Genomic DNA, 19,984 nt, shown 5'->3' with positions numbered 1-19,984 from the left:
GGGCTTTTTGAAAGCGCGGGGTGTCAGGTTCGGGCTTTGAGCGCGACAGGGTTATAGGGCTTCTGCTAGCGGGTCAGCCAATCAAGCGGCTTTGCGGCGACGTGCCATGCCGAGGCCTGCCAGGCCCAGGCCGAGCAGGGCGATAGTGCCAGGCTCTGGGACGGGAACTGCTGTTGCATTCAGTTTTGCAAGAAGATCGTAGTCCCTTATACTTTTTTCCGGGGTGCTCACAACTTCCGTGCCGCTAAATCCAATCAGTTCCAAAGAATATTCAAAGCCACCGAGTATGAAGCTTGAACTGGAAACCGTTGTATCAAAGAGCGTAATCGTATCGTCAACGTTGCCGATAGGGAAGCCAATGCAGGCACCAAATACTACGAATCCCAGGCATGCGTTGTTTGGCGTTTCGTTGTGAGCAAATACGAATGTACCCTCGCCTCCTCCAGAGTCTCCAAAAGCCGAAAATCCAAGAGTAACCGCTAGATCGGTAGAAGTCAGGGCCGGGCCTGAAATCTTATTATTGGTGTGAGTCAGAGTACCGAGTTCAAATGGACTATTATCAGGGATTACTGGCAATGGATTTGCGCCTGAAAACTCAAGACTGCTTTGCTTCTTGAGCTGGCCGAAATCACCCCATTCAATAAGGCTTGTTCCGTCTCCCGAAGCAACGTTGCCATCGCTTTTTAGTGTGTTCTCAAATGTACCGGCAATCGACGTTACGTTAACCGGAAACGCCGCTACACTCATAGCCGCTGTCAGCAACAGCGCACCAAAGGATCCCTTCGCCAACATCTTCATGGCATAACTCCTAACTTTAACAGTGGAATAACACAATTCATTTTGTGTCGTCAGCTGCTACGATAAAGCTAGTTTCATGCCAACTGTGAATAACCTTTAAGAACAGTCGGTTACAGCTGGTTATTTTTTGATCTGTAAAGAAAACTGACAGTCTTCAGCTTCTTACCCCCAGTCGATCAAGCAGTTCCTGCCCCGGGAAACCATCGGCGATCAGTCCCTCATCATGCTGAAACCTGCGGATTGCGGAACGGGTTGCGGACCCGGTAATACCGTCGGGCTTGCCGGCATCGTAGCCACGTTCATTGAGAGCCGTCTGAAGTTGGATAATTGTGTCTCTTGAAAGTGCAGGTGTATCTTCCGGTGGCGGGTTCTGCAGCTTTCCTGCGCCCGCAATACGGTCAGCCAGATGACCGACGGCAATAGCGTAAAACTCCGAACGGTTCCAGCCCATGATCACCTTGAAGTTGTGATAGGCAAGAAACGCCGGTCCGCGGTGGCCGGCAGGGACAACCAATGCAGCATCAATGTCTTCCCGGGCAAGGGGGTTTCCGAAAGCATCGGTGATGCCCAGTTCCCGCCATTTGCTCAGTGCAAGGCGCCGGCCGTCGGCGAGCGAGTAGTCAAAGTTGTCCGGCAACAGCACTTCACGGCCCCAGCGGTAGTCTCCGTCCCAGTTCATGGACTGAAGGAACCTGCCGGCGGACATCATGGCGTCTGGCAGGCTGTTCCACAGGTCGCGACGGCCATCACCATCGGCGTCTACTGCGTGCTTGAGAAAGACGGTGGGCATGAACTGCACGTGGCCCATGGCGCCGGCCCAGGACCCTTCCATTTGTTCTACCGGAATGGCGCCTTCATCTATAATGCGCAATGCGGCAATCAGCTGCTCGGTAAAAAACGTGCTGCGGCGGGCATCGCAAGCCAGGGTCGTCAGTGAGTCCGGCACAGACATTTTGCCGAAATAGCTGCCGAAGTTGGTTTCCAGCCCCCAGAAGGCGACAAGGTAAGGTGCCGGCACACCGGTTGCCTCGGTAACCCGTTCCAGTAGTGCGCTGTGTTCCTTGATCAGCTCACGGCCCTTGGTCACTCTGGCTTCATTAACCCGGCGGTTCAGGTAGTCTGCAAAGGTGGTGGTGAACTCGGGTTGCCTGCGGTCCAGTTCGATAACCCGGTCTACGTGCCTGACCTTTGACATCACTTCCTGAGCGGTTTCAGCACTGACCCCGGCAGCAATGGCCTTTTCCTGCAATTGCAGCTTGCACTCTTCAAAGCCGCTGGGCGCGTTGGGCTGTGTGTCGCTCTCCATCATTCTCTCTGCCATTCCCTCAGCCATTGCAGGTAACGACAAAGTAACCAGAAGGGTGGAAACAGCGAGACGGCACGCTGTGTGCCGGTTGGGTAGAATCCTTGCAAGCTCGTTCAGCACGCGGAACCTCGGTCTGGGTAAGGGGGTACGGACAAAACCAGCCCCATGTTAGCGCGTTTTCAGGCTGGTGAAACAGTTTCCCAACCCTGCAGGTGTGACAGTTCTTTAACCTCTCGTCCGGCGCGCCTTCTGTAAATCTGCTTCTGCCATGTAGCTTTTACCCGGGATGCGCCTCCACCAGTCGCTCTGCCGGGAAGTGGCAGACAAACTCACTGCCTTTGCCGGGTTTGCTGCGTATTTCCAGGTGACCATCGTGATTGATCAGAACATGCTTGACGATGGCCAGGCCTAGCCCGGTACCGCCGGTATCTTTGTGTCGGCTGGGGTCGGCACGATAGAAACGCTCGGTCAGCCGGGGGATATGTACCTGATCGATGCCTGCCCCCGTGTCTTTTACCGAGAGGTGCCCGCCGTCAGCGTCGGTGTACCAGGATACAGTGATCCGTCCCTGGGCCGGAGTGTATTTAACCGCATTGAATACCAGGTTGGAGAAGGCACTGCGTAGCTGGCTTTCATCTCCTTTCAGCATCTTAGAGGCGGTTGCGTTAACAAGGATCTCGTGCTGTCTGTCCCCGCTGAGTGTTCTGGCATCCTGGCAGATCTGGCCAATCAGGGTGTTAATGTCTGTTGGCGTATTCGTGTCTTCCTGCTCACCCGTCTCGATCCGGGACAAAAGGATGAGGTCGGCAATCAGCGTTTCCATGCGCAAAGCCTGGGTCGCCATGGTTTTAATGGCCCTTTGCCATTTGGCAGGCAGGTCGTCGGCATTATCCACAAGTGTTTCCAGGTAACCGCTGATGACGGTCAACGGTGTCCGCATTTCATGGGATACGTTACTGACAAAATCCCGGCGCATAAGCTCCAGCTGGTGCAGGCGCGTCACATCTTTGGCCACAATGAGCCGGTCGTCATCTCCGAACAGGCTGATCTCGATTTGCAGATGTATGTGTGGTTTGGCAGGTGAATTCAGTTCCAGAGGTTCACGGTAATCCCTGGCGTCAAAATAGGATTTGAACGCGGGCGTGCGGATCAGGTTGTAGATGTACTGGCCCTGATCTGTATTCCGGCGAAAACCCAGCAGGTGCTCTGCCGAGCCGTTCCACCACTCCATGGCGCCTTGCGCGTCGGTCATGATAACGCCGTCACGCATGGAATTGGTGGACTCCTGTATGCGGTCGATTCGTGCTCGCAGGCGATCCCGGATCTGCAGATTATTCTGGTTCAGCTTATGCAGCCTTTCGAACAGATCGCCCCAGAGCCCCAGGCTCTGTGGAGCCTCGCCGGCAATCTCCGGTTCCGCCAGCCATTTCGCCAGGCGGCGGGTCTGGTGGAGCGTCCACAGCAGGTAAAGCCCCAGGCCCGCGATCAGCCCGTACAGGGGATACCCCAGATACAGGCCGGCAAGCGTTGTGCCTGCGAGGCCCGCAAGGGTGTAATAAAGGTGTTTCGACCATTTTGGCTGCATAAGGATCTGCCTTGTTTTGCACCGGCAGCGTCTGCCGGGCTGCGGTCATACGGGCTTGGCAGAGAAGCGGTAGCCAGCGCCTCTTACGGTCTGGATCAGATAATCGTGGCGCTCCCCCAGAGCCTTGCGCAGCCGCCGGATATGCACATCAACCGTTCGCTCCTCAACATAAACATTGCCGCCCCACACCTGATCCAGCAGCTGGGAGCGCGTGTAAACCCGCTCCTGGTGGGTCATGAAAAATTGCAGTAGGCGGTACTCCGTGGGCCCTATGTTCAGAGGGGAGTCGTTTGCCGTGACGCGATGGCTGGCAGGGTCGAGTGCCAGACCGTCCACCTCAATGGGGTCGTCGATGCCGAGAGGGGTTGCCCGGCGCAGTACGGCTTTCAGGCGCGCGACAAGCTCTCTCGGGCTGAAGGGTTTGGTGATGTAATCATCAGCACCAACCTCCAGACCACGGATTTTATTGTCTTCCTCCACTTTGGCGGTGAGCATGATGATGGGTATGTTGGCGGTGGTTTCTTCTTTTTTCAGCCGTCTTGCCAGTTCGATACCGCTGGTACCCGGAAGCATCCAGTCCAGCAGGATAATGTCGGGTTGCCGGTCGATAATCAGCGCATGGGCCTCACAGGCATCACCGGCTTCCAGGCACTGGTAATCAGCCATCTCCAGCGCAACAGCAATCATCTCGCGGATAGCGGGTTCGTCATCGACAATCAGCACGGTTTTACCGGACATATTCTGTAACCTGTTTCAGACCATGATGTGTTGCTGGACCATTAAAACGCCCAAGTGTTACAGCTGTGTGACAGGCTCTGACTTATTGCTTCCAGGCCTTCGAGGTTTGGAGTTCCGCCGTTGCAAACATTGTGCATCTACCGCCTTCTCACGAGATTAGCAGGTCGATAACCAGCCCGGTAAACACCGCAAACCCGGCCCAGTTATTGTTCAGAAAGGCCTTGAAACAGCCATCACGCTCCCGGTCTTTGGCCAGGTATTGCTGGTAGGTAAACAGGCAGGCCATGGCGACCAGCCCCAGGTAGTAGAAACTTCCCAGCTCGTAACGGTTGCCGACGATGATCAGGATAAGCACCACCATAGCCTGAAGCGCGCCGATGATGGCGCGGTCAGCATCGCCGAAAAGAATGGCTGTGGATTTAATGCCCACTTTCAGGTCGTCGTCGCGATCAACCATGGCATAGAAAGTGTCGTAAGCCACGGTCCAGAGCACGTTGGCAGTGAACAGCAGCCAGGTGACCTGGTTGAGCTCGCCAGCCTCGCCAGCCTCGGCAGCCCATGCCATGGGGATAGCCCAGGAGAAAGCGGCACCGAGAAAGAGCTGGGGCAGGTGGGTGTAACGCTTGGTGAAGGGGTAGATAAATGCCAGCAATGCACCGCCAAAAGACAGGTAGAGTGTAAGGGTGTTGGTAAACAGCACCACCATGAGAAACGACACAATACACAGCCCGGCAAACAGGGCGACGGCTTCCCAGGGGTTTACCCGGCCCGTGGTCAGCGGGCGGTCCCTGGTGCGCTTTACGTGCCTGTCCCAGTCCCGGTCGGCAAAGTCGTTGATGGCGCAACCGGCGGCGCGCATGAAGAACACGCCGAGAGTAAAAATGATGACATTGCCAATGCCGGGGCTGCCATCACCGGCAAGCCAGAGCGCCCAGTAAGTGGGCCATAGCAGGAGCAGGGTGCCGATAGGGCGGTTGATGCGCAGCAGTTGTGCGTAATCGGTCAGTCGGCTCCGTATGTGTTCTGGCACGGCTTCAGGCAGCATGGGGCTATCCCTTTGGGCATGGGAAAAGAATGAGTGGAAAACGAACGTGCAGGGATTATAGCCAGTGGGCGGGCAGGGGTGAAAGCCGGGTGCGTCTGGGTGGCCGGTCAGCTCTGGCGGTATAGCACCGGAAGCAGGTATTCGCCCACCAGCAGCGCACTTTTTTTGTTGCTGAACAGGGAGCGGCGGGCAATCTCCGGCCTGCCGGATGCTGGCCGGCCCCGGTTCGGGCGGTGACAGAGCCCGGTTTCAATCGGCCCCCGTTGCCAGTTGCGGCTGCTGAACAGATAGGCGCCCAACGGCTTGTTACCAAGATGCAGAAGACGCCTGCCTTCGCCAGTCAGGCAGGCAAGGGGGATGACGGTGCGAGCCAGAACCCAGGGCGTGCCGTCACCGCACAGGCGCACTTCACGAATCCACGCCTGCTGGCGCGGAGATACGCCAAGGCGCCGGGCTTCTTCAAGGGTGGGTGTGGTAAAGCCTTCACGGTGCACTTCCACGTGAAACGAACTCGTGCACCGGTTCTGCAAAGCCCGGGTAAAGGAACCTTCCACCTGAAGCCAGTAACGCGCCGGTCCAAGAACCTCCGGGTTGCGTAGCCCGGCAGCGGCAAGCGACTGATACCAGTCAGTCGGCGGGATGACCAGGTGGGGGTTGTCCGTCAGCGTACCGATATCAGAGGCCTTTGACCGCGTAAATTCCGGGGGCATTTCGCCAGTACCCTTTGTAGTCCATGCCATAGCCAAACAGAAAGCGGTCTTCCACCTTTAGCCCGGTGAAATCAGCCTTGAGATCCGGGCGGGCCTTGCGATCGTGTTGTTTGTCCACCAGCACCGCCGTCAGGACTTCTTTTGCGCCATGGGCCATGCAATAGTCTGCGATGGCGCAGAGGGTTGTGCCTTCATCAAGAATGTCGTCAACAATCAGCACAACCCGGCCTTTCATATCGGCTTCGGGCTGAAGCTTCCACTCCAGGATGCCGCCGGTAGTCTCCTGCCGATAGCGCGTTGCATGAAGATATTCCGCCTGCACGGGGAAGTTCAGCCGGGGCAGAAGCTGCCCGGTAAAGATCAGGCCACCATTCATGACACAAAACAGCAGTGGGTTGCTGTCCTTAAGGCGGTCGCTGATGTCGCTGGCAAGGTTGCGGATTGCAGTCTGTACCTGTTGCTCATCAACCAGGCAGTCAGCTTCGGCCATAACCTGATTCATTTCGGCGACGGTATCGGTCATAACGGTCGGTCCTGTCGTAAAACCGGCGATTATACCGGAGAGGGCTGGCAGTGGGGAGGGGGGGTGTGTCGGGGGATTGGCAGAAAATGCCGGATGGCTGCGTCTGCGCTGGCATTGGTCAATCCGCGAGTGCCGGGTATCATTGTGTTGCAATGCAGACAAAAAAACATGGCATAACAGGCTTTGGAGCAGGTTTGTGGAAAATGCTTGATTGATGTATTGTTCGACAATTAACATTGCGGCCACAAAATGTGGTGGAGATAGGTTTTATGAAGAAGTGGCAGTGTGTGGTATGTGGTCTGATTTATGATGAAGCAGAGGGCTGGCCCGAGGATGGTATCGAGCCAGGCACCTCATGGGACGATGTACCGGAAGACTGGGTTTGCCCCGATTGTGGAGTGGGCAAGGAAGATTTTGAAATGATCGAGATCGGCTGAGCCCGAACGGAGCATGGTTATGACAGAGCAGCACCCCATCGTTATTGTCGGAACGGGTTTGGCCGGTTATTCCCTGGCCCGGGAAATCCGCAAGCAGGACAAAGACGCCCGGATCGTGATGGTGACCGCCGATGACGGCGTCAGCTACTCCAAACCCATGCTGTCCACCGGCCTTACCAAGGGTAAGGATGCGGAAGGCCTGGCCCAGGCGGGCACAGAAACCATGGCAGAGCAGCTCAATCTGGAGCTGCGGACCTTTACAACCGTGACCGGTATAGATACCGAAGGCCACAGGTTATTGCTGGGCGACGACAGCCTGTCTTACAGCAAGCTGGTACTGGCCTGGGGCGCAGATGTGATTCGCCTGACCATACCCGGCGACGGTCAGGAACGGGTCTTTCCCATTAACGATCTGGGGGATTACCGTGTGTTTCGCAAGGCATTGAAGCCGGGTAGCCGGGTAGCCATTATGGGCGCGGGGCTTATTGGTTGTGAGTTTGCGAACGATCTGCGTAATGGCGGCTACGAGGTAGAGGTGATTGCCCCTTCTGACGCTGTCATGCCGAGCCTGCTGCCGGCCGTTGCTGCCGACGCGGTGCAGCAAGAGATGGAAGCGCTGGGTGTGAACTTCCACCTGGAGACTCTTGTTGAGCGCATTGAGCCGGCAGAAACGGGCGTAACCCTGTTTTTGGCGAATGGTGAAAAACTGCAGGCGGATATCGTGATATCAGCCGTCGGTCTGCGCCCCCGTATACAACTGGCCCGTGCTGCCGGAATCGATACGGGTCGCGGAATCAAGGTGAACAGGCTGCTGGAAACCTCGGCCCAGGATGTCTATGCCCTGGGGGATTGCGCCGAGGTGGATGGCCATGTGCTGCTCTATGTTCTGCCGCTAATGGCCTGTGCCCGCGCCCTGGCAAAAACCCTGACCGGTGTGCCCACTGAAGTGACCTACGGCACCATGCCGGTGATGGTTAAAACCCCCTGTTGCCCGGCAGCGGTTTGCCCGCCACCATCCGATGCGGAGGGGTACTGGGAAACCGAGCAGGATGGCAGCCACGTAAAAACCCTGTTCAAAAATGCCGACGGCGAAGTGCTGGGGTTTGCCGTTACCGGTCGGTTTGCCTTGGAAAAACAGGCGCTGTCCAAAATCGTACCACCCATTCATTCCTGAATAGCCTGTCTCCGACAGGCAATGTTGCAGTATCTGAGCGGATTCGGCCCGCCTGTGCTGTCCCAACAGGGGCGGGTCCGGGCAGCTTTTCGTTGCGAACTTCCTCCGCTTGCGGTAGAAACCTGTTCGTGTGCTAACGAATAAACAGGAGCAGGCATGCTTGATGTTACAAAAAGACTGGTGGAGTTGTTGTATCTGGCCCCCGCTGGCGGAGATCACTATCGGGGCGACAGCGAGGACCTTGGGTTTCCCCACGTATTCGGGGGCCAGGTTCTCGGGCAGGCGCTGATGGCAGCCAGTCATACGGTTGAAGACCGTCTCTGCCACTCGATGCATGCTTATTTTTTGCGCCCTGGCAACCAGCATATGCCCATTGATTATGAAGTTCAGCGGGTGCGCGATGGCCGCAGTTTTTCTGTTCGCAGGGTGATCGCCCGCCAGGACGGCAAGGAAATTCTGACCGGCTCCATGTCCTTTCATGTTGCTGAGGAGGGGTTCGAGCACCAGGCGGAGATGCCCGATGCGCCAGACCCGGAAACCCTGCGCTCCGAGCAGGAATGGGGCAAGCTGATGGCGCCACAGGTGCCGGAGAAATTGCGCGAGATCATGACCCGTGACCGCCCCATTGAAATTCGCCCGGTGAACCCGGTAAATCCGCTTCAGCCTGAAAAGCGCCCGCCCTGCAAGCAAAGCTGGATTCGTGCTCTGGGACCACTGCCGGATGATCCGGTTCTGCACCGCTGCCTGCTTACCTATGCGTCGGATTTTTCATTCCTGGGAACGTCCCTTAACCCCCACGGCGTGTCGTTCATGAACAAGGGGCTGCAGATTGCGAGCCTGGACCATGCCATCTGGTTTCACCGGGATTTTCGTATGGAAGACTGGCTGCTTTATGATAAAGACAGCCCCAGCGCGTCGTCCGGGCGCGGCTTTAATCGCGGCAATTTTTTCAATCAGAAAGGCGTTCTGGTTGCATCCACAACACAGGAAGCGTTGATTCGCCAGCGTTGATGACTGTTGATGGTTACCCGGGCAGTTGTTGTTTGACGGCCGTTTCCTGCCTTTGAGCGAGCCAGACCAGCATCTGCTCGAGCGGCAGAGGCCGGCTCAGCAGGTAACCCTGAATCATGTCGCAGCCCATTCCTTTGAGCAGGCTGGCAGTGGCTTCGTCTTCCACGCCCTCGGCTACAACCCGGTAGCCGAGGCTATGACACATGTTGATAGTGGTCTGGACGATAACCCGGTCCTCTTCCCCGGTAACCAGGTCAGTAATCAGCGACCGGTCAATCTTGATTTCACTCGCCGGTAGCTGCTTGATGTAGGAGAGCGACGAGTAGCCGGATCCGAAATCGTCAATGGAAACCGGAATGCCTGCGTTTGCCAGTGAGTTAAGTGCTGTCAGGGCATTGGCGGGATCCTGCATCATCGATGTTTCCGTAACCTCGAAAATAACAGCGCCCACGTGCCCCGGGTGCGCGTTCATCGTTCTGTTTACGAAATCCGGAAAATCCGGTTCCCGTAGGTTGGCGGGTGAGATATTCAGCGAAAGATCGAGAACATGCCCGTGTTCCAGCAGGCAGCTTCGAATCTGCAATGAACGTTCCAGTACCCAGCGGGTCAGGGGTTTGATCAGTCCGGTTTGCTCGGCCAGCATAATGAACTCGTCCGCACACACGGAGGGTTGACGCGCAGGCCAGCGTATAAGTACTTCCAGCCCGGCTACCTGACCGCTTGCGAGATTCAGCTTGGGCTGCAGGTGGAGTTCGAGCTCGTTGTTTGCCAGAGCTTGCTGTAACTTCGAAACCATTGTGAGCCTGCCGGCGCTGTAGGAGTCCCGGGATGGTTTGTAGTACGCCATTCCGCGTTCTTTCGCGCGTTCGGAGCTTTCTGCTATTGAGGCTCTGCGAATCAAAGAGGTGGCGTCCGTGCCATGGGCTGGTGAGACAGCGATGCCAAGCTGGGCGCCAAGCGGTATCTGCATACCCAGATAATCCACCGGTCGGCGTACGGCTTCCAGCGCTCGCATCACGGATCGGCCTGCGTTTTCTGTGAGGTTTGCATTCACCACAAAGGCGAAGGTCTCCGGATCAAGACAGGCGACAAAAAAACTGCGCCCATTGTGCTGCCCCAGAGGAATAATGCCGGGGAGCTTTCCAATAATGGCGTTCAGGTTCTGCGAGACCCGCTCCAGTATTCGATCCGTGTTCTGGTGCCCCAGGGTTTTGGTTACAGACTGCAGGTTGTTCATGTGGATGACGACAATGCCGTGTCGTGTGTGCGGTGCCTGGTGGATCAGGTCATTCACATGCATTTCAAAACTGGCGCGATTGGGGAGGCCGGTGAGAGTGTTGTGCAGGGCGTTCTCGATCAGTTTCAGTTCCGCTGAGCGTCTGGCCGCTATGGCCGCAAGCTCTGCTTCCCGGGCTTCCACTTTTTCCTGGCGCTCCTGGTAAATCCGGGCAGCCAGAGCCAGAGCCAACAGCATGGCTTCAAACGCGGAGCCAATCTCCATGCCGTAAGTGGTAATAAAATTATTGGGAAGCATGCCGTACTTGTTGGCTGCCGTGATGGCGCTGCCAAGAGACAGTGCGCCCCAGGCTATGGTGTAGTAGCTGGCCTGTGGCTTGCCCCGCATCCATTGCAGGGGGCCGATGACGGTGAGCAGCAAGGTGCTCGGGATGGCCATGGCAACGGTGATCCGGATGGCGTTACTGTAATCAATAATGCCGGTTACAACCGCCACGAGGGCGTTCGCTGCAATAAAGCCAAGTACAATGCGGTTGAGGTTTGGAGCAGTTTGTTCAAGCTTGAGAAAGGAGCGTGAAAACAGCAGCGTGAACACCACCGCCAGAGGTACTGTGAACAGCATAGCGCGGTTCTGTATTTCCGGGCTCTCGGGCCACAGTAGCTGGAACGCAGTGCCGTTCAGGTTGCTGATCAGCAGCAGGTAGCCCAGCGTTGACAGCACGTAAAGCAGGTAAACAGGCTCTCGCAGGGCAAAAAAGACGAACAGGTTAAAGAAAATAACGCTGATCAGTATGCCGTAATAAACCGCGTGCAACTGTTCTTCAACCGAGGCATGTGCAAAGAAAGCCCGGGTATTCCAGAGGCTCATGGGCGCCTGAAGCGTGCCTTCGGTGCGGATTTCCAGAAGAATTTCCCGGTTCTTGCCGCCATCCGGGTTGAACGGGAACAGAAAATGGCGATTCAGTACCGGGCGCTGGGCGAACGGATACCGGTCACCTGTAGTGACGGTGTCCACAAGCTCGCCACTATCAAGCAGGTAGAACGAAATGTAGTCAAGCTGGGAGTAGGCAACTTCCAGTAAATCTGCCTGGCGATTTGCAGGAACGTCAAAGCGGAACCAGACAGTATCCCGGGTGTAACCGAAATTCGGGCTGCTGTTCCCGAGCGGCAGCCAATCATCGGAGGCTATAACTTCGCTGGGGGACAGGTGCACACCAGGCGGCACCCGCAGAAATTCGATATCGGGAAAGCGGAATGTCTCGGCGCCACGGCTGCCAAACGCCAGGGGCAGAAGCAGCATCAGCACTGCCAGAACACGAGACCCTTGGAACCTTGTCACCATTCACCGCTTGTCATGGTTGTTGTCCGCAGCAGTATGCGCGCTCGCCAAGAGCCTCTCAAGTGGGACTCAGATTGATACAGCGGCTATCCATTCACGTACCCAGGGCAAAGCTTCACTTTCCGGTTCCTGGGTTTCCAGTGCGTCAATGCGCAGGGTGTCTCCCACCTTGCGGGCCGCGGTTTCATAGAGCGCTTCTTCCATCAGTGTGCCTGCACCGCAAAAGGTGTCGCCATAGGAACTGTCTCCCAGAACAATAATGCCGAAGGGGCGTCCTGGTTGTTGTGGCAGCTGCTCTCGCAGGGCTACATAAAAGGGCAGCAGGTTGCCGGGAACTTCTCCCTGGCCGGTGGTGGACGTACAAACCAGCAAGGGCGAGTCGTCGGAGGTTATATCGTCCAGCACCGGGTTTTCCAGAACCTGCACGCAATAGCCTTCGTTTTCCAGGGCCTGCCTGATGGCCCTGGCGGTCAGCAGTGCCCCACCGTATACGCTGCCTACCAGAATTCTGATATCTGTCATTCAAGTTGCCTTTTATTGCACCAAAAGAGTCCTGTGGCGCTGGACAATAGCGGCGAGAACAGATGACATCAAGTGTTTGATTCGCTGTGGGTGGCTGTAGCCTGGCTTCGCACTCTGGGGGCAATCCGGTTGCGGCCTGCCCCCTTGGCGCTGTAGAGCTGAAGGTCTGCCTGCCTGAGCATACTGTCGATGGAGTTGACCTGAGCGATAGAGCAAACTCCGGCACTCATGGTGACGGGTAAGTCCTGCCCCTGAAATCGGAAACTGTTCCCTGCCACTTCGCTGCGCAAGCGCTCGGCCAGTTTCAGTGCCGGAAGCAGGGAGGTATCCGGCAGCAGTAGCAGAAACTCCTCCCCGCCCCAGCGAGCCGCAATATCCGTCTGGCGGATGACGGTCTGCACCAGTTCGGCAAATTGCATCAGAACCGCATCCCCGGTGTTGTGGCCAAACTGATCATTGATCGTCTTGAACAGATCCAGATCAATCAGAACGATGGAAAAATGATGCCCGGAACGCTGGTACCGTGAAAATTCCCCGGATAACCGGTTCAACATGTCCCGGCGGTTGGAAAGCCCGGTAAGCTCATCGGTTTTGGCCGCGTGTTCGTGAGTCAGAGCCAGGTCCAGGAGCTCGTTGCGGGCCTTCAGCCGGCTGGCCTCCAGTACGAAACAGAAAATCGATTCAAAGGTCAGCGTTGCGAAAAAACGAACTTTGAAGTCGCTCTCGTACTCGGCAAATACAAAGGGCAGCTCAGGAAACTGGAACACAATGAGCGCAATCAGGTACACCAGCAGAAGGATCATGGTACCGGTTTTCAGGCTGGTCAGGAAAAACAGCAGGGGCGGGAACACGTAGAACCACAGAGGACCGGTGTTGCCTTCTCCACCGGAAGCTATCAGGTAGGTAAAAAGCACGCTGACAGTGACCAGAAGCCCGGCTTTTTGTATATCACGGTTGCCTGAAAAGGCGAACCAGACCATATTGACCACGATCGGAAGGATAAAAAACCAGAGGATCAGGGCGTGGGTGCTATGGCCGGAATGCCAGGCTTTTGAGCCAATGCCCAGAAGGCACAGGATTGCCGCCAGCGACAGCCAGGTTAGCACCAGTGAAACCTGGGCATCTTCACGTTCCCGCGCGGCCTGGTAGCCCGAAGAGGAATCTCTGCTCATGGTGGCCCTGTCCCGATATGCAGAACGCCTGCGTAGCGCTCTGGTTTTGCGTTTATTATGAATCAGAAAACGGCATGCATGCATCCATTGCAGGTGCATTGTGTGATCCTGTCGTTGTGTCGCACATTAGTTTCATTTTCAGGGCAAAAAACTTATAGTTGCGCGCAGCACAACGGTACGTTCTCCATTCAGACCAAATGAGACCTTTTCTGTTATGGCCCGTTCAAGCGGATTTCTGGATACCCTGCTGACCAGCGACTCTACGGAACGATACCGGATCGGATTCAGCCTGTTGTTTTTACTGGGCATCTGGCTGGTGGTGGGCGCCTTCAGTGAGGGCATGCCGAATGGCACGCTGCTCATGGCCGCTGCCGTTATTGGTGGCTATATGGCTATCAACATAGGTGCCAACGACGTTGCCAACAACGTCGGCCCGGCTGTCGGTTCCGGCGCCCTGTCTCTGGGTGCAGCGGTCATTCTGGCCGGTGTTTTTGAGTCCTCCGGTGCGCTCATTGCCGGTGGCGATGTGGTCTCTACCATCAAGGGAGGGATTATTGATCCAACACGGCTGGATGAAAGTCGCGAGTTTGTCTGGCTGATGACTGCCGCTTTGCTGGCGGGTGCACTCTGGCTCAACCTGGCGACCTGGATGGGCGCGCCTGTATCGACCACGCACTCCATTGTGGGTGGCGTACTTGGAGCAGGCGTCGCAGCCGGCGGCTGGGGTATTGCAGACTGGGCCGTCATGGGCAAGATTGCTGGCAGTTGGGTTATTTCGCCGGTAATGGGTGGCGCGGTTGCGGCTCTTTTGTTGTTCATCATCAACAAGACGGTGCTATACCGGAAAAATGTAGTACCCGCTGCCCGAACGTTTGTGCCCTGGCTTGTTGCCATTATGGCCTGGGCGTTCGGCACCTACCTGATGATCAAGGGCGTAAAGAAAATCGTCATGGTCGATTTCTTTGAGGCATCCCTGGTTGGCCTGGTTGCGGCCGTAGTAGCGTTCTTTGTTGTGCGGGCCCTTGCCATACGCCGCGCCGCTACCATGGAAAACAGCGCAGACGGGGTCAACACCCTGTTCACCTGGCCGCTGATCTTCGCTGCTGCCCTGCTGAGCTTCGCCCACGGTGCAAATGACGTGGCTAACGCCATTGGCCCGCTTGCAGCGATCAATGATGCCTTGGCAAATGGTGGCGTCGCGACCGCTTCGAGCATACCCCTGTGGGTTATGATGATTGGCGCTCTGGGTTTGACAGTCGGTCTTATGTTGTTCGGCCCGCGCCTGATTAAAACCGTGGGCAGCGAGATTACCGAACTGGATAAAACCCGTGCCTTTTGTATTGCCCTTTCTGCGGCATTAACAGTCATTCTGGCTTCGCAACTGGGCCTGCCGGTGAGCTCGACCCACATTGCCATTGGCGGCGTATTTGGTGTTGGCTTCCTGCGCGAATACCTGAAATCCAATTACGCCACCCAGTTGCACAAGATTATGGAGGAGCGTGACGAGGACGATCAGGAGCGCCTCAAACCCTTCCTTGACGATTTCCGCAATGCTTCCGTTGAGGAAATGGAAAAACTCCTCAAGCGTGCCAAGAAAAAGAAGCATGTACCCCTGACGAAATCGGACCGCAAGCGTTTGAAGAAGATCTACAAAGAGGAAATGGTCAAGCGCTCGCATCTGGTACGCATAGCAGCGGCCTGGATTATCACCGTGCCTGCGTCAGCCGTTATGGCGGCTACTCTGTTCTTCACGTTGCGCGGAATCTTCGTTTAACGCGCTGGCTGGTTGTAACGCACGGGTTTGTTCATACTGTGCGTATGTAAAATTCATTTGCCCGGAGGGTGAGGTATGAGTACACCAATTGAAAGCCGTCAGGCCAGGGTAATTGATGAGCTGCGAGTGTTCATCAAGAAGGTGCTGAGTGATCCGACGATTGCGGTAAAGTCCATCGACATTGCCCGGAAGTATCGGTCGCAGCCCGATTCCGACGAACTGATCGCCCGGGAGATCAGCGCCAACACCACTATCCGTATTCCGGAGAAGTGGAGCGAAGCGGATCGCATGTTCCTGGAAATTATTGACGAAGTGCTGGATGACGAAGAGGCGCTTTACTGAGTAAGCTTTTTGTAAGTGGCAGTTAGAGGCTAGCACGGAGCGAGGGAGGGGATCAGGCTTCCAAAACCGTGCGGAGCCATGGATGGCGGAGCCGAGCGTACAGGGATGTATTTACAGCGTGTTTTGGAAGCCTGATCCCCTCCCTTGCGGTTCCTGAAGGGTAGTTCCAATAGGTCAGGCTTGCTTTTGACCCTGCTCATGCTGCTTCAGCACCACATCTGCCATCTGAAGCAATATCCTGATTTCGTCCTGAATGCCTTCTTCCCCTGAAAGCTCACGCTGCTCTTCCAGAATGTCCGCCAGGATCTTCGGCGTGGTCAGCGGGTTCGCCAGAACAACCCGGAACACAATGCACGGGAAGTTGTAGTAGCGGGCGGGCTCCAGCCGGGTTCTTGAAACAAACGCCTTGCCGCGCTCCCGCTGGGTTTTCTGAATAAACTTGGTGATTTGGTTCAGGCAGGCGTTGAGTTTTTCCGCCTGCAACGGGTCCGCCAGAGCCAGGGCTTGCTGCACGTTTTCCGGACAGTAGCGGTAAGTGAGAATGTTCAGCTCGGGCCGGGTAACCAGCTCAAAATCCGGTTCCCCCTCAATCATGTCGGCGAAGGTAGCTGCTTTCTCGATGCCCTGGTCAATCAGAATTTCGTAGCCTTCCCGGGCCAGGATCTTCAGGCCGGAATGGATCAGCATGGACATGCCGGGGCGTGAGCCCTCAAGCGTGGTGGTGCCCAGGTCACGGGATCCTTTGCGAATGATGTATTGGGCGTGGTGCTCAACCGCGTTGGCCAGGCTCGGGTCTTTGAACACAACCAGCCCGGCGCCCATGGGCACGTACAGCTGTTTGTGGGCATCGAAAGTAACTGAATCGGCCTTCTCTATGCCCCGCAGCAGGTGGCGGTAGGTTCTGGAGAACAGCGTAGGCCCGCCCCAGGCCGCATCCACGTGGAAGTGGGCACCGAATTCTCTTGCGATATCCGCCATGGCGTCCAGGGGGTCTACGTTGCCTGTCTCGGTGGTGCCGGCTATGCCGCAAATCGCCATAACCTTGATTTTCTGTTTCTGCAGTTGCAGGCACTTGTCGCGCAGGGCGTCGGTCTGGATCCGGTTGCTGTCGTCGGTATCCACCGCCACCAGGGATTCCCGGCCCAGGCCCAGCACGTCGGCCGCTTTGCCCAGAGAATAATGACCACGGCGCGACACCACGATGGCGGCGCCTTCGTAGCCGTAATATTTTAATGCGCGGAACAGGCCTTCCTGGTGCAGGCCGCGGAAGCTGCCTTCGGCGGGAAAGGCACGGTTGCGGGCCACCCAGAGTGCGGTCAGGTTGGCCACGGTGCCACCGGAGCACATGGCACCGAGGGCATGGCGGGGGTCGTGCATCCACTTCCGGTAAAAGGCACCGTCTTCCTGGTACACCAGCCGGTGGATCATGCCGAGAACCTGCCGCTCCATGGGTGTAAAGGCCTTGGAGGTTTCGGTTTTTACCAGGTTCTGGTTCAGGGCGATCATGATTTTCGACAGCGGCAGCATGAAGTAGGGCAGCGCTGAAGTCATGTGGCCAATAAAAGCGGGTGAGGCGGTATGAACGGAGTTGGCGACCAGTTTGTCCAGGAGGAACTGGGCCTGTTCGGAAACGAATACGGGCTTTTCGGGGATGGCGTAGTCGGAGAAGTTTTTCTCGACGTCTGCAAGGTCCCGTTCAACCGCAACAATGTGTTCCTGCAGGAAGCCTGCAAGATTGCTGGATATATTCTGGTCAATCCGACTGAGCGTGGACTCCGGTGCCTCGGGCACGGTGAACACGCGGTACATGGCTTCAACCGAAGCCTGGGCGGATTTTTTCTTGCCGGTCATAGGTACCACACGCTTTCAGTGGTCATCCGAAGGGCAGGTCCGGATGCCCTACGGATACCGCCGGAGGCTGAGTCCGGCTTTGGTTACTTGTTACCTGTCGCTTGCAGGCACACTGGCATCCCTGAGGTGCAGTAGTATACGGACTGAGGCAGTGATGCGCTACAGAGCGTTATCAGAGAATCTCCCGGTGAATGTCGAGTATGGCTGCATCGATTCGTTCTTCGATGGCTTTTTCGATCTGGTCGAGGCGTTGGGTGATCAGTTGTGAGGAGGTGCCTAGGGCGGCGATTGTCCAGGTGGCGCAATCCAGGGCTTCGAGATCGGCAGTTTCCGCCACGGCCAGGTCGGGCTCCCTGCCCCATATGGCCCGTAGTGGGGTAAAGACTTTGCGTTTGGCTTTGAGGTCTTCGCAGCCGTAGAGCTGGAAGTGCAGGGTGAGTATGCCTACGTGGGGTGTAATCGCGGTGTTTTGTTGGGGCGCGTTGCCTTCTTTGAGTAGTTTTCTCAGAGCTTCAGACATAGGGGATCCGGCATTGGTGCTGGAACCGACGGATGGAAGGCTGTTCAAAACACGCTCCTTGCGGCACATCCCTGTGGCGCTTGGGCTCCGCCATCCATGGCTCCGCACAGTTTTGAACAGCCTTCCATCCGCCGGTTCGCGAACAATTCAAGTGGAGTCCACCAAGCTTATATCTTGATGCCTTGGTGGACACAAACGCTAGCCTACTACAGGCGTTGCCCGCTTGATAATAGCCGCAGCATCAATGCCCGAGGGCAGGTTGCCGTAGTTCATGCCTCCGCTGGATTCCAGCCGTGAGGCGCAGAAGGCGTCAGCTACGGCCTTGTCGCCGTTGCGCAGCAGCAGGGAGGCTTGCATGACCAGCGCCATGCGGTCCACCAGGTTGCGGGCGCGGTACTGGAAATCGCTGATGTCGGCGAAGTCGTTTTGCAGTTGCGCCAGGAACTGGTCAAAGCGGCGGTCTGCGCCTTTGGCCTCGGCGGCTTCCCGGAAGAAGGCGTCGAGGGTTTCCGGTTCTTTCTGGATGGCGCGCAGGGTGTCCAGGCACTGGACGTTGCCGCTGCCTTCCCAGATGGCGTTCACCGGCGATTCCCGGAACAGGCGGGGCATGATGCAGTCTTCCATTACGCCACTGCCGCCGATGCATTCCATGGATTCGTAAGCGTGGTTGGGTGTGCGTTTGCAGATCCAGTATTTGCCCACGGGTGTGGCCAGGCGGGCCAGCAGGCGTTCGTGTTCCTGGTTCTGGTTGTCGAGGGCGCGGGCCACTCGCATGGTGTAGGCGAGGGCGGCTTCGTTTTCCAGGGCCAGGTCGGCAAGCACGTTTTGCATCAGAGGCTGCTCGCTGAGGCGGCTGCCGAAGGCGCTGCGGTGGCGGCAGTGGTGGGTGGCCTGGGCCACGGCCTGGCGCATGCCGGCGGAGCTGCCGATCATGCAGTCGAAGCGGGTCATGGCGACCATTTCTATGATAGTGGGCACGCCACGGCCTTCTTCACCGATCATCCAGGCCAGTGCGCCGCGCAGTTCCACTTCGCTGGAGGCGTTGGCGACGTTGCCCATTTTGTTTTTCAGGCGCTGTATCTGCCAGGGATTTTTTGTGCCATCCGGGCGCCAGCGTGGCATCAGGAAGCAGGATAATCCGCCGGGTGCCTGGGCCAGTACCAGAAAAGCATCACACATGGGGGCGGAGACAAACCATTTGTGCCCGACCAGTTCGTAAGCCTGGCCAGAACCGCCGTCCCCGACCGGGTAGGCGAGGGTGCTGTTGGAGCGCACATCGCTGCCGCCCTGTTTTTCGGTCATCGCCATGCCGATGGTGACTGAGCTTTTCTGGGTGTCCGGGACGTTGCGGGCGTCGTAGCTGTTGGCCAGTACCCGGGACTCCCAGAGCGATGCCACCTCCGGCTGCTTGCGGATGGAGGGTATGGCGGCGAAGGTCATGGTAACCGGGCAGCAGTGTGCCGCTTCCACCTGGGAGTGCATGTAGTATTTTGCCGCGCGGGTTACATGCGCGCCTGCGCCCGGGTTGGTCCATGGGCTGCTGTGTAGGCCGTTTTCAAAGGCAATGCGCATCAGTTCGTGATACGAGGGGTGGAAGTCTACCTCATCGATACGATGGCCGAAGCGGTCGTGGGTATTGAATTCGGGCTTGTTGGTATTGGCTCGAAAGCCCAAATCAATGGTTGACGCCTTGCCGGCATGGGCCCCGAAAGCGTTCAGGTCGCTTTCGGATTTTGCGGCGCCCTCGCGCTTTACTGCTTCCCGGAGTGCAATATCCTGTTCGTACAGGTTGTAGTTTTCCAGTGCTGGTGGCTGGTTGATCACTTCGTGGGTGACCGCCAGATAGCGGTCACCATGTTCGGTTGCGGGTATTCCTGGCTTTGGTTGCGGCGCGTTCATAG

General features: G+C 56.9%; 18 protein-coding genes. 5 read left to right on the top strand and 13 right to left on the bottom strand.

Going from position 1 to position 19,984, the window contains the following annotated elements:
* Nucleotides 1-81: 81 nt before the first annotated feature.
* The 7 genes from CDH48_RS12215 to CDH48_RS12185 all read right to left on the bottom strand — a co-directional run bounded on the left by CDH48_RS12215 (nucleotide 82) and on the right by CDH48_RS12185 (nucleotide 6,705).
* Entirely contained in the window at nucleotides 82-798 is a 717-nt protein-coding gene (locus tag CDH48_RS12215) for a THxN family PEP-CTERM protein (RefSeq protein WP_100689019.1), read from the bottom strand.
* A gap of 154 nt (nucleotides 799-952) precedes the next feature.
* The gene (locus tag CDH48_RS12210) at nucleotides 953-2,119 is read right to left on the bottom strand and encodes a lytic murein transglycosylase (protein WP_227521067.1); all 1,167 of its coding nucleotides are present in this window, start codon (nucleotides 2,117-2,119) and stop codon (nucleotides 953-955) included.
* Between the two features lie 262 nt (nucleotides 2,120-2,381).
* On the bottom strand, nucleotides 2,382-3,689 hold the full coding sequence (gene phoR / locus CDH48_RS12205) for a phosphate regulon sensor histidine kinase PhoR (RefSeq protein ID WP_100689017.1): 1,308 nt from the start codon (nucleotides 3,687-3,689) through the stop codon (nucleotides 2,382-2,384).
* 45 nt (nucleotides 3,690-3,734) lie between these two features.
* Nucleotides 3,735-4,427: a phosphate regulon transcriptional regulator PhoB gene (phoB, locus tag CDH48_RS12200; RefSeq protein WP_100689016.1), complete on the bottom strand. Its 693-nt coding sequence runs from the start codon at nucleotides 4,425-4,427 to the stop codon at nucleotides 3,735-3,737.
* A gap of 148 nt (nucleotides 4,428-4,575) precedes the next feature.
* Nucleotides 4,576-5,472 (bottom strand): 4-hydroxybenzoate octaprenyltransferase, encoded by an 897-nt coding sequence (ubiA, locus tag CDH48_RS12195; RefSeq protein WP_100689015.1) that lies wholly within the window; start codon nucleotides 5,470-5,472, stop codon nucleotides 4,576-4,578.
* A gap of 107 nt (nucleotides 5,473-5,579) precedes the next feature.
* A complete protein-coding gene (locus CDH48_RS12190; protein WP_100689014.1) occupies nucleotides 5,580-6,182 on the bottom strand; it encodes a chorismate--pyruvate lyase family protein in 603 nt (200 codons plus the stop codon).
* Nucleotides 6,148-6,705, bottom strand: coding sequence for a hypoxanthine-guanine phosphoribosyltransferase (locus tag CDH48_RS12185; protein WP_100689013.1), 558 nt, complete (start codon nucleotides 6,703-6,705; stop codon nucleotides 6,148-6,150). Before CDH48_RS12185 ends, CDH48_RS12190 begins: the two co-directional genes overlap by 35 nt.
* Before the next feature lie 269 nt (nucleotides 6,706-6,974).
* On the opposite strand from CDH48_RS12185, the gene CDH48_RS12180 reads away from it, so the two are divergent.
* The 3 genes from CDH48_RS12180 to CDH48_RS12170 all read left to right on the top strand — a co-directional run bounded on the left by CDH48_RS12180 (nucleotide 6,975) and on the right by CDH48_RS12170 (nucleotide 9,327).
* The gene (locus tag CDH48_RS12180; protein ID WP_100689012.1) at nucleotides 6,975-7,142 is read left to right on the top strand and encodes a rubredoxin; all 168 of its coding nucleotides are present in this window, start codon (nucleotides 6,975-6,977) and stop codon (nucleotides 7,140-7,142) included.
* A 19-nt stretch (nucleotides 7,143-7,161) separates the two neighbouring features.
* Nucleotides 7,162-8,316, top strand: a complete 1,155-nt coding sequence (locus tag CDH48_RS12175) for an NAD(P)/FAD-dependent oxidoreductase (protein WP_100689011.1) — start codon at nucleotides 7,162-7,164, stop codon at nucleotides 8,314-8,316.
* 156 nt (nucleotides 8,317-8,472) lie between these two features.
* Entirely contained in the window at nucleotides 8,473-9,327 is an 855-nt protein-coding gene (locus tag CDH48_RS12170) for an acyl-CoA thioesterase (protein WP_100689010.1), read from the top strand.
* Between the two features lie 13 nt (nucleotides 9,328-9,340).
* Here the strand turns inward: CDH48_RS12170 and CDH48_RS12165 are convergent, their stop codons facing one another.
* The 3 genes from CDH48_RS12165 to CDH48_RS12155 form a co-directional block, all read right to left on the bottom strand.
* Entirely contained in the window at nucleotides 9,341-11,905 is a 2,565-nt protein-coding gene (locus tag CDH48_RS12165; protein WP_100689009.1) for an EAL domain-containing protein, read from the bottom strand.
* A 66-nt stretch (nucleotides 11,906-11,971) separates the two neighbouring features.
* Nucleotides 11,972-12,424, bottom strand: a complete 453-nt coding sequence (locus CDH48_RS12160; protein ID WP_100689008.1) for a flavodoxin — start codon at nucleotides 12,422-12,424, stop codon at nucleotides 11,972-11,974.
* 68 nt (nucleotides 12,425-12,492) lie between these two features.
* The gene (locus tag CDH48_RS12155; protein ID WP_100689067.1) at nucleotides 12,493-13,596 is read right to left on the bottom strand and encodes a GGDEF domain-containing protein; all 1,104 of its coding nucleotides are present in this window, start codon (nucleotides 13,594-13,596) and stop codon (nucleotides 12,493-12,495) included.
* Nucleotides 13,597-13,810: 214 nt separating this feature from the next.
* Here CDH48_RS12155 and CDH48_RS12150 point away from each other — a divergent pair, with 214 nt between their 5' ends.
* Both CDH48_RS12150 and CDH48_RS12145 read left to right on the top strand, forming a co-directional pair.
* Nucleotides 13,811-15,370: an inorganic phosphate transporter gene (locus CDH48_RS12150; RefSeq protein WP_100689007.1), complete on the top strand. Its 1,560-nt coding sequence runs from the start codon at nucleotides 13,811-13,813 to the stop codon at nucleotides 15,368-15,370.
* A gap of 75 nt (nucleotides 15,371-15,445) precedes the next feature.
* Nucleotides 15,446-15,712: a hypothetical protein gene (locus CDH48_RS12145; protein ID WP_100689006.1), complete on the top strand. Its 267-nt coding sequence runs from the start codon at nucleotides 15,446-15,448 to the stop codon at nucleotides 15,710-15,712.
* A gap of 174 nt (nucleotides 15,713-15,886) precedes the next feature.
* Here the strand turns inward: CDH48_RS12145 and panP are convergent, their stop codons facing one another.
* The 3 genes from panP to CDH48_RS12130 form a co-directional block, all read right to left on the bottom strand.
* Entirely contained in the window at nucleotides 15,887-17,563 is a 1,677-nt protein-coding gene (gene panP / locus CDH48_RS12140; protein WP_100689005.1) for a pyridoxal-dependent aspartate 1-decarboxylase PanP, read from the bottom strand.
* A gap of 172 nt (nucleotides 17,564-17,735) precedes the next feature.
* Nucleotides 17,736-18,083: a DUF503 domain-containing protein gene (locus tag CDH48_RS12135; protein ID WP_100689004.1), complete on the bottom strand. Its 348-nt coding sequence runs from the start codon at nucleotides 18,081-18,083 to the stop codon at nucleotides 17,736-17,738.
* A 198-nt stretch (nucleotides 18,084-18,281) separates the two neighbouring features.
* Nucleotides 18,282-19,982 (bottom strand): isovaleryl-CoA dehydrogenase, encoded by a 1,701-nt coding sequence (locus tag CDH48_RS12130; protein WP_100689003.1) that lies wholly within the window; start codon nucleotides 19,980-19,982, stop codon nucleotides 18,282-18,284.
* Between the last annotated feature and the right edge of the window lie 2 nt (nucleotides 19,983-19,984).

It is taken from the genome of Marinobacter aromaticivorans (assembly GCF_002806975.1).
Lineage (GTDB): Bacteria > Pseudomonadota > Gammaproteobacteria > Pseudomonadales > Oleiphilaceae > Marinobacter > Marinobacter aromaticivorans.
This window is presented reverse-complemented; position numbering and strand designations above follow the sequence as displayed.

Coding starts and splice junctions, on each gene's coding strand:
- CDH48_RS12215 (WP_100689019.1), bottom strand. CDS start 798: ATGAAGATGTTGGCGAAGGGATCCTTTGGTGCGCTGTTGCTGACAGCG.
- CDH48_RS12210 (WP_227521067.1), bottom strand. CDS start 2,119: ATGGCAGAGAGAATGATGGAGAGCGACACACAGCCCAACGCGCCCAGC.
- phoR (WP_100689017.1), bottom strand. CDS start 3,689: ATGCAGCCAAAATGGTCGAAACACCTTTATTACACCCTTGCGGGCCTC.
- phoB (WP_100689016.1), bottom strand. CDS start 4,427: ATGTCCGGTAAAACCGTGCTGATTGTCGATGACGAACCCGCTATCCGC.
- ubiA (WP_100689015.1), bottom strand. CDS start 5,472: ATGCTGCCTGAAGCCGTGCCAGAACACATACGGAGCCGACTGACCGAT.
- CDH48_RS12190 (WP_100689014.1), bottom strand. CDS start 6,182: ATGCCCCCGGAATTTACGCGGTCAAAGGCCTCTGATATCGGTACGCTG.
- CDH48_RS12185 (WP_100689013.1), bottom strand. CDS start 6,705: ATGACCGATACCGTCGCCGAAATGAATCAGGTTATGGCCGAAGCTGAC.
- CDH48_RS12180 (WP_100689012.1), top strand. CDS start 6,975: ATGAAGAAGTGGCAGTGTGTGGTATGTGGTCTGATTTATGATGAAGCA.
- CDH48_RS12175 (WP_100689011.1), top strand. CDS start 7,162: ATGACAGAGCAGCACCCCATCGTTATTGTCGGAACGGGTTTGGCCGGT.
- CDH48_RS12170 (WP_100689010.1), top strand. CDS start 8,473: ATGCTTGATGTTACAAAAAGACTGGTGGAGTTGTTGTATCTGGCCCCC.
- CDH48_RS12165 (WP_100689009.1), bottom strand. CDS start 11,905: ATGGTGACAAGGTTCCAAGGGTCTCGTGTTCTGGCAGTGCTGATGCTG.
- CDH48_RS12160 (WP_100689008.1), bottom strand. CDS start 12,424: ATGACAGATATCAGAATTCTGGTAGGCAGCGTATACGGTGGGGCACTG.
- CDH48_RS12155 (WP_100689067.1), bottom strand. CDS start 13,596: ATGAGCAGAGATTCCTCTTCGGGCTACCAGGCCGCGCGGGAACGTGAA.
- CDH48_RS12150 (WP_100689007.1), top strand. CDS start 13,811: ATGGCCCGTTCAAGCGGATTTCTGGATACCCTGCTGACCAGCGACTCT.
- CDH48_RS12145 (WP_100689006.1), top strand. CDS start 15,446: ATGAGTACACCAATTGAAAGCCGTCAGGCCAGGGTAATTGATGAGCTG.
- panP (WP_100689005.1), bottom strand. CDS start 17,563: ATGACCGGCAAGAAAAAATCCGCCCAGGCTTCGGTTGAAGCCATGTAC.
- CDH48_RS12135 (WP_100689004.1), bottom strand. CDS start 18,083: ATGTCTGAAGCTCTGAGAAAACTACTCAAAGAAGGCAACGCGCCCCAA.
- CDH48_RS12130 (WP_100689003.1), bottom strand. CDS start 19,982: ATGAACGCGCCGCAACCAAAGCCAGGAATACCCGCAACCGAACATGGT.